Here is a 13446-nt window from a genome sequence, read left to right as displayed (position 1 = left end):
TTAAACATCCTCCAAATGCCGGCAAACTAAGTCCCCCATAGTTACAGTGTCAACCAGGGTTTTACCCTCCTCCATGATGTCCGGGGTGCGGTAACCTAAATCCAATACTTTTTCCACAGCTTGCTCAATCTCCCGGGCAGCTTCACTGTAGCCAAAGGAGTATTTCAGCATCATCGCCGCCGATAAAATGGTAGCCAGTGGATTTGCCTTATTTTGCCCCGCAATGTCAGGCGCTGAACCATGGGATGGCTCATACAACGCCACTTTGCCGCCAATGCTGGCTGAGGGCAGCATGCCGATGGAGCCGGTAAGCATGGACGCCTGGTCGGTCAGGATATCGCCGAACATATTCTCCGTCACAATTACATCAAACTGGGTTGGACGGCGCACCAGCTGCATGGCGGCGTTATCCACGTACATGTGTTCCAACTCCACATCAGGAAACTCTTCGTGGACTCTGGTGATGGTTTCCCGCCACAGCCTGGAGCTTTCCAGCACATTGGCCTTATCAACGGAAGTTACCTTTTTCCTTCTGGCGCGGGCCACTTCAAAGGCCAACCTGGTGATGCGCTCTATTTCCTCTGTAGTGTAAACCAGAGTGTCCATGGCAACTTCTCCTGTGGCTGTTTTTTCCCGCTTTTTCTCGCCGAAATATAGGCCGCCGGTCAATTCCCTGATGGTCACCAGGTCTGTCCCTAAAACTACTTCCCTTTTCAGAGTGGAAGCTTCAGCCAAAGCAGGGTACAAATAGGCCGGCCTGATATTAGCGTAGAGCCCCAGGGCTTTGCGGAGCGGAAGCAAGGCTGCCGCTTCGGGGCGCATGGCCACGGGCAGATGGTCCCACTTGGGTCCTCCTACAGCGCCTAAAAGGATAGCCTCGCTCTCCTGGCAGAGCTTAAGGGTCTCCTCCGGCAGAGGCTTGCCCACAGCATCAATTGCAGCGCCGCCGATTAAACCTTCGGTATAGGAAAATTTATAGCCATACTTCCGGCTTATCGTATCCAGAACCTTAACTGCCTGGGGGACGATTTCCGCCCCAATGCCGTCCCCCGGCAATACTGCGATTTTATGCATGACCCTTCACCTTCTTTGCCACATAATTCATCAGACCGCCAGCCGAAATAAGTTCCTGCATAAAAGGCGGGAACGGCTTAGCCTGATAACTTTCCTGTTTAGTCAGGTTGGTGATTTTACCGTTCTCTGCATCTACCAAGATTTCATCACCGGCGGAAACAGCCTCGGCTGCAGCCGGCGACTCAAAAATAGGCAGTCCAATGTTGATGGAGTTGCGGTAAAAAATCCGGGCAAAGGAATGGGCGATAACGCAGGCTACCCCGCTGGCTTTGATTGAAATAGGAGCATGCTCCCGGGAACTGCCGCAGCCGAAGTTTTTCCCGGCAACGATAATATCTCCTCTTTGCACTTTGGAGCTGAACTCGGGGTCCGCATCCTCCATGCAGTGCTTGGCCAGCTCTTCCGGGGAAGAGGTATTGAGGTACCTCGCCGGAATTATAACGTCCGTATCGATGTCATTGCCGAATTTCCAGGCTTTGCCTTGAAACTGCATTTACTCCACCTCCTGAGGGGCAGCAATCCGCCCTAAAATAGCACTGGCTGCGGCCACAGCCGGGCTGGCAAGATAAACTTCACTTTCAGGATGGCCCATGCGGCCTACAAAGTTTCTGTTGGTAGTGGCCAGAGCCCTTTCCCCTTTGGCCAGGATGCCCATGTGTCCGCCCAGGCAAGGCCCGCAGGTAGGAGTGCTGATGGCAGCTCCTGCTTCAAGGAAAATTTCAAACAGCCCTTCCCGCATTGCTTCCCGGTAAATGTGCTGGGTACCGGGGATGATGATCAAGCGGATTTCCTTATGCACTTTCTTCCCCTTCAGGATCTGGGCGGCAACCCGTAGATCCTCCAAGCGACCGTTGGTGCAAGAACCGATTACTACCTGATCGATAGTCACGTTTCCTACCTGGCTGATGGGCCTGGTGTTTTCCGGCAGGTGGGGAAAAGCCACCTGAGGCTCAATCTTGGAGCAATCATACTCGATTACTTGGGCATACTTGGCATCGGGATCGCTCTGGAAGAATTTCCAGGGGCGTTTTGCCCTGCCTTCCACGTATTTTAACGTTATTTCGTCGGGAGCGATAATCCCGTTTTTGCCTCCTGCTTCAATAGCCATGTTGGCCATGGTGAAGCGGTTATCCATGGAGAGGTTTGCGATTACCTCCCCCGTGAACTCCATGGCCATATACCTGGCCCCGTCCACACCGATATCCCCAATGGTATGGAGAATTAAATCCTTGCCTCCCACATAGGGCTGGAGCCTGCCGTAGTAGATAAATTTGATGGATTCAGGCACCTTGAACCAGGCTTCCCCCGTAGCCATGCCGGCAGCCATATCAGTGCTGCCCACGCCGGTGGCAAATGCCCCCAGCGCGCCGTAGGTACAGGTGTGGGAGTCGGCACCTATGATCACATCGCCGGGAACAACGATCCCCGCCTCCGGGAGCAAACAGTGCTCTACGCCCATTCTCCCGATTTCAAAGTAGTTGGTGAGGTTATGCTTTTTGGCAAAATCCCGGAGCATCTTGGCCTGTTCCGCCGATTTAATATCTTTGTTAGGAGTGAAATGGTCAGGGACAAGGCAGATGCGCTCCGCATCAAATACCTTCTCCAGGCCAAGTTTTTCAAATTCTTTGATGGCCACAGGCGCGGTAATATCGTTGCCTAACACAATATCAAGCTTGGCATTGATCAGTTCCCCCGGCTCAACATGGTCTACCCCCGCATGGGCGGCTAAGATCTTTTCCGTAATGGTCATTCCCATGCTATTATCTCCTCTCATAGGCTATTCTTTTTGATGTAGCTAGCAGCCTTCAGCCGCCAGCTTTCAGCTTTTTTCAGTGATTAAGCGTAGGCTGACAGCTGAAAGCTATGTTACTCCTCTGCTTTCTCTCCCGTTTCATAAACAATTTTATTTATAGCATTTACATATGCCCGGGCGCTGGCTTCAATAATATCGGTGCTGATACCCCGTCCGACGTAAGGCTTGCCTTCATACTCCACCTTCACGGTAACTTCGCCCATGGCATCCTTGCCGCCGGTAATGGCACTAAGGTTATAATGCTTCAGGCAAACACCCAACTGGGTGATCTTATCAATCGCCTTAAAGACCGCGTCTACCGGACCGTCACCGCAAGCAGCCTCTTCCGACAAATCCTCATCGCTTCTCAGGCCGATGGTAGCAGTGGGCACAATACGGTTGCCGCTGGAAATATGGATGTACTCCAGGGTATACTTTTCCGGAATAACCCTGATCTCGTCTTCCACAATAGCTTCCAAGTCTTTATCGGTAATTTCCTTCTTGCGGTCAGCCAGATTTTTAAAGCGGATAAATGCTTTGACCAGTTCTTCATCGGAGAGCTTAAAGCCCAACTCCTCCAACCTTTGCCTGAATGCGTGGCGGCCCGAATGCTTGCCTAAAACAATATTGTTCTGAATAATTCCCAGCTTGGCCGGGTTCATAATCTCATAGGTGGTGCGCTCTTTTAAAACACCGTCCTGATGAATGCCTGATTCATGAGCAAAAGCATTCTTGCCTACAATGGCTTTATTGTACTGAATGGGCATGCCGGTCAAAGAGCTGACCAGTTTGCTGGTGCGGTAGATTTCCTCAGTGGTTATGCCGCATTCCATGCCGTAAAAATCCTGCCGGGTCAAAAGGGCCATTACAATTTCCTCCAGCGCGGTATTCCCGGCCCTTTCCCCAATGCCGTTGACAGCACATTCCACCTGCTCTGCCCCGTTTTGGACAGCTGCCAGGGAGTTGGCAACAGCCAGGCCCAGATCGTTATGACAGTGTACGCTCAGGATTGCTTTGTCCATATTGGGCACCCTGTTCTTGATGGCACCGATAAAATTGCCAAACTCATCGGGAGTTGCGTAGCCAACAGTGTCAGGAATATTGATTACTGTGGCTCCGGCAGCAATAGCAGTTTCCACCACTTTCAGCATGAAATCCAGATCGGTGCGGGAACCGTCTTCAGGCGAAAATTCCACATCTTCGGTATACTGCTTGGCATGCCGCACACCCCTGGTAATGGCTTCCAATACCTCTTCCCTGCTCATCTTCAGCTTATATTTCATATGAATATCTGAGGTAGCAATAAAGGTATGAATTCTGGGCTTTTCAGCATATTTAACGGCTTCCCAGGCCCGGTCAATATCTTTTTCAGAAATCCTGGCCAGGGCAGCAATTGTTGGCCCTTTAATTTTCTGGGCAACAGCTTTTACAGCCTCGAAGTCGCCGGGGGAAGCAATAGGAAAGCCTGCTTCAATTACATCTACCCCAAGCCGGGCCAGCTGCTGTGCTATCTCCAACTTCTCCTGAATATTTAAACTCACCCCTGGAGACTGTTCCCCGTCCCGCAGAGTAGTATCAAAAATGTACACTCGCTTATTCATTGGTTCCTCCCTCTTCCACTGGGTAATGTATCATCTCGTCCAAGCTCCTGCCAGGCGGAACAACGGGATAAACTAACTCTTCCTCGCTTACCCGGCATTCGATCACCGTCAGTTTGCCGTTGTTAATAGCTTCTTTTAGCACCGGCTCCACATCCTCCGGCTTTTCGATCCGTAAACCTACTGCTCCGGGATATGAGTTAGCCAACTGTACAAAATCAGGGTTCCCGGTAAATTCCACTCCACAGTATCTCTTACCGCATAAGAAATGCTGCAGCTGTCTCACCAGCGACAGGTAGGAGTTATTGAAGAGCAGTATTTTAATAGGAAGACATTGTTCTGTGGCTGTACCCATTTCCGCCATATTCATCTGAAAACTGCCGTCACCGGTTATAGCTACAACCAACGAATCGGGACTGGCCAGCTGGGCCCCAACCGCCGCAGGGAAGCCATAACCCATGGTACCCAGCCCTCCCGAGGAAATAAAGCTCCGGGGTTTTGTAAACTTATAAAACTGAGCAGCCCACATCTGGTGTTGTCCCACATCGGTGGTAATAATGGCTTTTCCTCTGGTCAGCTCACCCAGCTTTTCAATGACATACTGGGGCCGCAGCTGACTCAGGTTGCCATAAACCATTGGGTGGGATTCTTTCCACGCTTTGACCTGCTGCAGCCAGGAATGGTGTTCCTTTTTGGTAACCTTTTTCAGCAATTCCTCCAGGACTAAACGCACATCACCCACTATAGGCAAATCCACAATAACGTTTTTGCCAATTTCTGCTGGGTCTATATCTATATGGACAATCTTAGCCTGAGGAGCAAATTTGCTGGCAACGCTGATGACCCGGTCATCAAAACGTACGCCCAGACTAATGAGCAGATCACAGTTGGTTACTGCATAGTTGGCATAAGGAGTGCCATGTAAGCCCAACATTCCCAGGGACAGCTGGTGGTCTTCCGGAAATGCTCCCAAACCCATTAAAGTGGTGGTAACCGGAGCATTAATCTTTTCCGCAAGTGCATATAATTCCTCATTGGCGTTGGAACTGATGACACCGCCTCCGGCTAAAATAACCGGCCGCTCCGCTTCCTGAATAAATTTTGCCAGGTTTTTAATCTGAGCAGGATGTCCTTTGTAAGTAGGTTTATAGCCCCTCAAGTCTACCGGGCCCGGAGGCTGATAATCGAAAACCGCGCCGGAAACGTTTTTGGGAATATCGATTAATACCGGGCCGGGCCTGCCAGTGCTGGCAATATGAAAAGCCTCTTTGACAACTTTGGGCAAATCGTTTACGTCTTTAACCAGGTAATTATGCTTAGTAATAGGCATGGTAATCCCGAAAATATCGACTTCCTGGAAGGCATCGGTGCCGATCATATCAGTACCTACCTGTCCCGTAATAGCCACTACGGGAATCGAGTCCATATAGGCAGTGGCCAGCCCCGTAACCAGGTTGGTAGCTCCCGGACCGGAAGTAGCGAGACAAACCCCGGGCCTGCCAGTTACCCGGGCATAACCGCTGGCCGCGTGTACAGCCGCCTGTTCCTGCCGTACCAGAACGTGCTTTATTTTTTTCGACTCCAGGATCGCATCGTACAACGCCAAAACGGCGCCACCCGGGTAGCCAAAGATATATTTGACGTGTTCTTCTTCCAGAAACTTAATCAGTGCTTGAGCGCCTGTAATCCCCAACGTCCTCCACCTCCAATTGTTATAGTCACTTACAGCAGCTCTTGGGATTTGCCGTTTTTGTGTTTAGGTCCCCGGGACATTGCTATCTTACCGGTGCGCACTACCTCCCGAATACCAAAGGGGCGCAGGGCGCTTTCAATAGCGTTGATCTTGCCTTCGTCGCCCGTGGCCTCAATAATCAATGAGTTTCTGCCAATGTCCACAATCCGGGCCCGGAAAATCTCCACAATCTGCATGATCTCACCCCGGATAGCCGGGTCGGCGTTAACTTTAATCAGGATCATTTCCCGGTCCACATATTCGTCATTAGTAATATCGGTTAATTTGATTACATCAATCAATTTGTAAAGTTGCTTGCTAACCTGCTCGATGACCCGGTCATCCCCATCGACCACAATAGTCATCCGGGAAATAAGAGGGTTGTCGGTTCTACCCACAGCCAGACTGTCGATATTGTAGCCCCGGCGGGCAAAGAGACCGGCAATCCGGGTCAACACGCCGGGACGGTTTTCTACCAGTACTGCTAATGTATGTTTCACTAAGCCTTACCTCCCTAGCATTTCATTTAATGAAGCTCCTGCCGGAACCATCGGAAAGACGTTTTCCGATTCATCCACCACAAAATCAAGGATGTATGCCCGGGGGGAAGCTGCCGCCTCTTCCAGGGCCGGCCTAACATCTTCCGGCTTTTCAACCCGCAAGCCCACGGCCCCGTATGCTTCTGCCAGTTTCACAAAATCAGGCTGCCCGGTCATGTCGGTGTGGGAGTACCTCTTCCCGAAAAATAACTCCTGCCACTGCCGGACCATGCCCAGGTAATGGTTATTTAAAATAGCCACGTTTATAGGCAGTTTGTTGTGGACAATAGTGGCAAATTCCTGGGAATTCATCTGGATGCTGCCGTCCCCGGCAATGTTGAACACCACTGCCTCGGGGTGGGCCATTTGTACCCCCATGGCAGCCGGCAGGCCAAAGCCCATCGTGCCCAAGCCACCGGAAGTAAAGAATGTGCGGGGCTTAGAACTTTGGTAGTACTGGGCTGCCCACATCTGGTGCTGCCCAACCTCAGTGACAATATAAGCTTCGCCTTTGGTCACTTCATTGATCTGCTCGATCACATACTGCGGTTTAATCACGTTCCCTGATTTTTCATACCTCAGTGGGTATTCCCGTTTCCAATTGTCAATCTTCTGCCGCCAGGAAGCCAGATCAAGATTACATCCCTTAGCTTTTAACACTTTTAAAAGCTCACTTAACGCTTCCTTCACATCACCGGCAATGGGGACATGGGCAACTACGTTTTTGCCAAGCTCGGCCGGATCAATATCAATATGAATCACCTTGGCCTGGCTGGCAAAAGTTGAAAGTTTACCGGTTACCCGGTCATCAAAACGCACTCCCAGGCCGATGAGGAGGTCACTTTCCCATACAGCGTAATTGGCATAGGCTGTACCATGCATCCCCACCATGCCCAAACACTGGGGGTGGGCATCGGGGAAAGCGCCTTTACCCATTAATGAGTAGGTTACAGGAGCCCCGGTGAGCGTTGCCAGGGCTAAGAGTTCCTTACTGGCCCCGGCATTTATTACCCCGCCGCCGGCGAAAATAACCGGCCTTTTGGCTTCCAAGATTGCTTGAGCCGCTTTGCCGATCTGGGCGGCATTAATCATCGTCCTGGGCTTATACCCCGGCAAATCCAGCTCAGGTGGATACTTAAATTCTGCTTTTTGCACGGTAATATCTTTCGGCAAATCGATTAGTACCGGTCCGGGACGGCCTGTTGTTGCCAGATGAAATGCTTCATGAACAATCCTGGCTAAATCCCGCACATCCTTAACCAAGTAACTGTACTTGGTAATGGGGGTAGTAATACCAGTTATATCGGCTTCTTGAAAAGAGTCCCTGCCCAGGAGCCCTAAAGCAACCTGGCCTGTTATAGCTACTAAGGGTATGGAATCCATATAAGCATTGGCTATGCCTGTCACTAAGTTGGTTGCTCCCGGCCCGGAAGTAGCCAGGCAGACGCCGGGTTTCCCGGTAGCGCGGGCATAACCGTCGGCAGCATGGACAGCTCCCTGCTCGTGGCGGGTCAAAATATGGGTAATGTTTTTGGTGCGATATAACTCATCATAGATCGGTATGTTAGCACCTCCGGGATAGCCAAAAATAACCTCTACCCCTTCCTTTTCCAGCGCTTTTAATAGGATTTGAGCGCCGGTTAAATGTTCTTCCTTAATTGCTTTATTAACATCGTCTCTTGATCTGACTTGTAATTCTTCCAGTACAGCACTAGACATTTAAAATCGCCCCCGTACTTGCTGAAGTAACCTGCTTGGCGTATCTGGCCAGGTACCCCTTAGTTACTTTAGGCTCCGGAGCTGTCCACTCTTTTTTCCTTCTGGCCAGTTCCGCCTCATCTACCAGTAAATCCAGTTTGTTCTCCGGAATATTAATCCTGATTACATCTCCCTCCCGCACCAGAGCTATGGGGCCGCCTTCCGCCGCTTCAGGAGAAACGTGGCCGATGGATGCTCCCCGGGTAGCTCCGGAAAAACGCCCGTCGGTGATTAAGGCTACAGATTCTCCTAAGCCCATACCGCTGACCGCGGAAGTGGGAGTCAGCATTTCCCGCATTCCCGGGCCTCCTTTGGGACCTTCATAGCGAATGACAATCACATCACCCGGCTTGATTTTCAACCCCAGAATGGCGGCAACTGCTTCTTCTTCCGATTCAAAGACCCTGGCCGGGCCCTCATGTACCAGCATTTCCGGCGCTACCGCCCCTTTTTTCACCACTGCTCCGTCAGGAGCAAGACTCCCCCAGAGAATAGCCAATCCCCCGTCTTTGCTATAGGGGTTTTCAACAGACCTGATGATATCAGGCCGCTTAACAGTTACCCCTTGGAGGTTCTCACCTAACGTCTTCCCTGTCACTGTAATTACATCCAGGTTTAGGAGATTCAATTTGTTCAGCTCCGCCATCACAGCAGGAATGCCGCCGGCTTCATCCAAGTCTTCGATAAAGTGGTCCCCGGCCGGAGCCAGCTTACAAAGGTGGGGGGTTACTTTGGAGAGCTCATTGAAATCCTCAAACCCTATTTTTACCCCAGCTTCATGGGCAATTGCCGGAAGGTGCAAAGCCGTATTGGTGGAACAGCCTAAAGACATATCTACAGCTACCGCGTTGCGGAAAGCTGCCGGGGTCATAATGTCCAGAGGCTTGATGTTTTTTTCCAGCAGCTCCATGATCTGCATGCCGGCCTTTTTGGCCAGCCTGATTCTGGCTGAATAGACTGCCGGAATGGTGCCGTTGCCGGGTAAACCCATGCCTAACACTTCCGTCAGACAGTTCATGGAGTTGGCGGTAAACATTCCGGAGCAAGAGCCGCAGCTCGGGCAAGCGCAGTTTTCCAGTTCAGCCAGTTCTTCCTCCTGCATCTTGCCTGCTGCCACAGCGCCAACCGCTTCAAACATGTTGCTGAGGCTAAGCCTTTTATCGCCATATTTACCAGCCAGCATAGGGCCGCCGCTGACAAAAATGGAGGGCAAATTCAACCGGGCAGCAGCCATGAGCATCCCCGGCACTACCTTGTCGCAGTTAGGGATGAACACCAGGGCATCAAAAGCGTGGGCTGTAGCCATGATTTCAATGGAATCGGCAATCAATTCCCGGCTGGCCAGAGAATATTTCATTCCCATATGATTCATGGCTATTCCGTCGCAAACCGCAATGGCTGGAAACTCAATTGGAGTACCTCCTGCCATTCTTACCCCGGCCTTCACTGCCTCCGCAATCTGGTCCAAATGCCGGTGGCCTGGTACAATTTCATTTTGGGCATTGACAATGCCGATAATTGGTCTATGCAGTTCTTCGTCAGTAAGTCCCAATGCTTTAAACAGAGAACGATGAGGCGCCTTTTCCAGGCCTTCCTTCATTAAAAGGCTGCGCATGCTGTCACTCCTAACTATTTAGAAATTACGGGTCCGTCCACTTTGGTCAGTTCTCTGAAGTCTTTGATCAGTTCCAGTGTCATCTTACCCGGTGTGCCGTCGCCTATTTGCCTGCCGTCTACGCTTACTACAGGGATAACCTCAGCGGCAGTCCCCGTTAAGAAACATTCATCGGCAATATAGACATCATGCCGGGTGAACACTCTTTCTTCAACTTTGATCCCTTTGGCCCGGGCCAACTCCATAACCGTATTCCTGGTTATTCCTTCAAGCAGTCCTACAAAAGGCGGCGGAGTAATCAGGACTCCGTTCTTAACAAGGAATACGTTGTCTCCCGTAGCCTCAGCCACATAACCCTCGTTATTCAGCATTAGGGCTTCAGGCACTCCTGCCAGGGTAGCCTCGATCTTGGCCATAATGTTGTTTAAGTAATTAAGGGATTTAACCCTGGGGTTCATGGCCTCGGGAATATTTCTCCTGGTTGCTACTGTTACAATGCTCAAGCCTTTTTCATACAATTCTTTCGGATAAAGCTGAATGCCCGCGGCTATACAGAACACAAAGGATTTTGAACATTTCCGCGGGTCGAGACCCAGATCCCCTTTACCCCGGGAAACCACCAGGCGGATATAGCCGTCTTGCAGGTTGTTTCTGCGCAGAGTTTCCAGGACAACCTCTGTCATTTCCTCTTTAGTCAGCTCTATGTTCAGTTTAATGGTTTGGGCAGATTCATACAGGCGGTCGATGTGTTCTTTTAGTTTGAACACCCGACCGTGGTAAGCCCTTATCCCTTCAAAAACTCCGTCACCGTAAAGCAATCCGTGATCGAAAACAGAAACGACAGCTTCTTCCTCCGGTACGTACTTTCCATTCAAGTAAATAATTAATCCCACAAAAACTCCCCCTTCTTAAATGAATGTAGTATAAATGTTAGCTATCAGCCTTCAGCCGTTAGCTAAGTAGCCACTTTGAAATTATTAAAATAGTGTTAACCGTCAGCTACCTGCTGTCAGCCGACAGCAAAGAGCCTATACAAAAAGACCCACAGATAAGTTCGGAAAGAGTGGAACCTATCCGCTGGGTCTTTTATACCCACGGTGTAACAAACACGCCACAATATACGCATTTGCCTGTACCGCTCGGACCAGCCGACCTTTGGTCGGCGTCGTTAGTCGTTAGTCATTGGTCCTTAGTTTCAAGCTCTTCTTATATGTTAGCTCAAAACTAACGACTGGCGACCAGGGACTAAGGACCGCCGAAGGCCCGGAACCCTAGGTACACTTCCCTCATAAGCTTTGCTATACACCAACGTTTGTAAAAGAGCGGTGCTTATAAAAAATTTATAAAAAAACTCCCGTCTCTGGCAAACTCTGCCAGGGACGAGAGATTTAGTTCCCGCGGTACCACCCTGTTTGTCACAAAGACCACTCGCAGCGTCCAACAACGCCTGTGCTGTAACGGGCACTTCCGGCTTCGCTTACTTCTGACTTCAGCAAAACAGCTTGGGAGGGATACCAAGACTCTGTAAGGTACCGGCTTTCAGCATACCCCGGCTCTCTGTGACCTTACAAGGCAAAAGGAGATGTCCCCAACCAATAAGCCTTGACGTGTCTCCCGTCATCGCTTGTCTGTGGAAAAAATATGTTTATTTAAAAAATAGTATATAACTGAGCCTAATCGTTGTCAAGTTAAAAATCCAAGTTAAATATTCAAGTTAAATATTCTAAATTGCAATATTAAATGCAACACCTCTAGTGAGAATCATCATGATTTTAGGTTTTAAAGAATAATATCCATCTTTAAGCCCTTCTTGGCTACTTTATTGAGCGAATGCAGAGGGTTGTCAAGGGTTGCCGCTAGGCAAGACGAAGTCTTTACCCTTGACTACCATCAAATGAGCTCTATAATCCCCCAAGAAGGAGGGCTTAAGCTATTTTGGATAGCTCCTCACGGAAACATTCTTCTGGCGTTTTATAACCTAATATTTTACGTGGAAGCTTATTTAGCCAGTGCTGTATGCGCTCTATCGTTGCTGCTGAAAATTCCTTAATGGCTTTTCCTTTAGGTACAAAACGGCGTAGAAGCCCATTATGACGTTCATTGGTTCCTCGTTCCCAGGAGGAATAAGGATGAGAAAAGTAAACTTCAATTCCTAATGGTTTCATGGTTTCGGATAGCTCACTAAATTCGGAACCGTTGTCTGCTGTAATAGTACGAAATACGTTGGAAATTTGCTCACCGTAGTAATTCTTAAGCTCTAAAAGTGCATTATTAACAGCATTACTGTCTTTTGTATCCAAGAGAAATAACAGCTCGTGGCGGGTTTTTCGTTCAGTTAGGGTTAAAATAACTGAATCATTTGCTCGTTTACCTACTACAGTATCAATTTCCCAATGACCAAAAGTTTGGCGTTGTTGTACTTCTTCTGGTCTTTGGTCAATACTTATTCCCATGATGCGTTTGTTCTGACGAACCCTTTTACTTTTAGGCTTTAATCTAAGTTTAAGGCTTAAATCAATATTTCGGACTGTTAGCAACCCTTGGTCTATGTAACTATACAAAGTTTTGGTGCAGACAATGGTAGCATCTTGCCATTTAGGATCTCGTTTGCAAGAACCGGCAACTGCATCTGGCGACCATTTTTCGTGCAGTATCTTATCTTCTGCAAATTTCAGAAAATCTTCAACCTGAGCCAGCTTGCACTTTGCCCCACAGTTCATACGGTTTTTCTTATATATTGCCTGTCCAGTTTCGGGAAAATATTCTTCATAAGTTGATAAATCCGAACGCCTTTGAATTGTGGTTCCTCTTTTAATTTCGCGACTAATTGTACTTGGTGAGCGACCTAACTTGTTAGCAATATAACGTTGAGTTTTACCTTCTTTTAAGAGAGCGGCAATCTGACCTCGTTCAAAAACACTTAGGTGTTTAAAAGAACGTACAGTTGTGGTAGACTTGGATTGAACAGCCATAGTAGAGACCTCCTGTATGTTTGGAGTAGACACCTAAATCATACATGATTTCTCACTATGGTTGTTTATTTTTTTACTGTATTTTACCTGTTGCATTTAATTTTACAATGAACCTCAAGTTAAATATTCAGAGATTTGCCAAACTTTAAAGTTTACCTTTCGGCAACACGTTAACTAAGTCTTCAATGGGAGCATCCACAATAAGTGTATTGTTATATAAGGCTTTTAACACAGCTACGCATTGTCCTTCAGCATCTGAGGTGAAATCGATAATACAAAATGTAATATCATTATTGTGGGATTTTCTGGTTACCAAGTCCCCGATTTTCATGTTATAACACCTCCTATATTAGTTTATGAAGGTGC

General features: G+C 48.9%; 11 protein-coding genes. All 11 read right to left on the bottom strand.

The window, feature by feature from the left end:
• The gene (gene leuB / locus EYS13_RS15525; RefSeq protein ID WP_227764502.1) at positions 1 to 1074 is read right to left on the bottom strand and encodes a 3-isopropylmalate dehydrogenase; all 1074 of its coding nucleotides are present in this window, start codon (positions 1072 to 1074) and stop codon (positions 1 to 3) included.
• Positions 1067 to 1567, bottom strand: coding sequence for a 3-isopropylmalate dehydratase small subunit (gene leuD, locus EYS13_RS15520; RefSeq protein WP_227764500.1), 501 nt, complete (start codon positions 1565 to 1567; stop codon positions 1067 to 1069). Before leuD ends, leuB begins: the two co-directional genes overlap by 8 nt.
• Entirely contained in the window at positions 1568 to 2830 is a 1263-nt protein-coding gene (leuC, locus tag EYS13_RS15515; RefSeq protein WP_227764497.1) for a 3-isopropylmalate dehydratase large subunit, read from the bottom strand.
• A 110-nt stretch (positions 2831 to 2940) separates the two neighbouring features.
• Positions 2941 to 4467 (bottom strand): 2-isopropylmalate synthase, encoded by a 1527-nt coding sequence (locus EYS13_RS15510; protein ID WP_227764495.1) that lies wholly within the window; start codon positions 4465 to 4467, stop codon positions 2941 to 2943.
• The gene (gene ilvB / locus EYS13_RS15505; protein ID WP_227764494.1) at positions 4460 to 6157 is read right to left on the bottom strand and encodes a biosynthetic-type acetolactate synthase large subunit; all 1698 of its coding nucleotides are present in this window, start codon (positions 6155 to 6157) and stop codon (positions 4460 to 4462) included. The genes EYS13_RS15510 and ilvB (EYS13_RS15505) overlap by 8 nt, the downstream gene beginning before the upstream one ends.
• A gap of 29 nt (positions 6158 to 6186) precedes the next feature.
• The gene (gene ilvN, locus EYS13_RS15500; protein WP_227764492.1) at positions 6187 to 6696 is read right to left on the bottom strand and encodes an acetolactate synthase small subunit; all 510 of its coding nucleotides are present in this window, start codon (positions 6694 to 6696) and stop codon (positions 6187 to 6189) included.
• A gap of 6 nt (positions 6697 to 6702) precedes the next feature.
• Positions 6703 to 8454: a biosynthetic-type acetolactate synthase large subunit gene (ilvB, locus tag EYS13_RS15495; RefSeq protein ID WP_227764490.1), complete on the bottom strand. Its 1752-nt coding sequence runs from the start codon at positions 8452 to 8454 to the stop codon at positions 6703 to 6705.
• Entirely contained in the window at positions 8447 to 10108 is a 1662-nt protein-coding gene (gene ilvD, locus EYS13_RS15490; protein ID WP_227764486.1) for a dihydroxy-acid dehydratase, read from the bottom strand. Before ilvD ends, ilvB (EYS13_RS15495) begins: the two co-directional genes overlap by 8 nt.
• Before the next feature lie 14 nt (positions 10109 to 10122).
• Positions 10123 to 11001: a branched-chain-amino-acid transaminase gene (ilvE, locus tag EYS13_RS15485; protein ID WP_227764484.1), complete on the bottom strand. Its 879-nt coding sequence runs from the start codon at positions 10999 to 11001 to the stop codon at positions 10123 to 10125.
• Positions 11002 to 12033: 1032 nt separating this feature from the next.
• The gene (locus tag EYS13_RS15480; RefSeq protein WP_227764481.1) at positions 12034 to 13080 is read right to left on the bottom strand and encodes an IS30 family transposase; all 1047 of its coding nucleotides are present in this window, start codon (positions 13078 to 13080) and stop codon (positions 12034 to 12036) included.
• Between the two features lie 145 nt (positions 13081 to 13225).
• Positions 13226 to 13411 carry a sporulation peptidase YabG gene (locus EYS13_RS15475; RefSeq protein ID WP_227764479.1) on the bottom strand — a complete coding sequence of 62 codons (186 nt, stop codon included), beginning with the start codon at positions 13409 to 13411 and terminating at the stop codon, positions 13226 to 13228.
• Between the last annotated feature and the right edge of the window lie 35 nt (positions 13412 to 13446).

It is taken from the genome of Zhaonella formicivorans, from assembly GCF_004353525.1.
GTDB classification, from domain to species: domain Bacteria; phylum Bacillota; class DUOV01; order DUOV01; family Zhaonellaceae; genus Zhaonella; species Zhaonella formicivorans.
Note: the sequence above shows the minus strand (reverse complement) of the source record. Positions and strands in the feature narration are given on the sequence as shown.

Coding starts and splice junctions, on each gene's coding strand:
- leuB (WP_227764502.1), bottom strand. CDS start 1,074: ATGCATAAAATCGCAGTATTGCCGGGGGACGGCATTGGGGCGGAAATC.
- leuD (WP_227764500.1), bottom strand. CDS start 1,567: ATGCAGTTTCAAGGCAAAGCCTGGAAATTCGGCAATGACATCGATACG.
- leuC (WP_227764497.1), bottom strand. CDS start 2,830: ATGGGAATGACCATTACGGAAAAGATCTTAGCCGCCCATGCGGGGGTA.
- EYS13_RS15510 (WP_227764495.1), bottom strand. CDS start 4,467: ATGAATAAGCGAGTGTACATTTTTGATACTACTCTGCGGGACGGGGAA.
- ilvB (WP_227764490.1), bottom strand. CDS start 8,454: ATGTCTAGTGCTGTACTGGAAGAATTACAAGTCAGATCAAGAGACGAT.
- ilvD (WP_227764486.1), bottom strand. CDS start 10,108: ATGCGCAGCCTTTTAATGAAGGAAGGCCTGGAAAAGGCGCCTCATCGT.
- EYS13_RS15480 (WP_227764481.1), bottom strand. CDS start 13,080: ATGGCTGTTCAATCCAAGTCTACCACAACTGTACGTTCTTTTAAACAC.
- EYS13_RS15475 (WP_227764479.1), bottom strand. CDS start 13,411: ATGAAAATCGGGGACTTGGTAACCAGAAAATCCCACAATAATGATATT.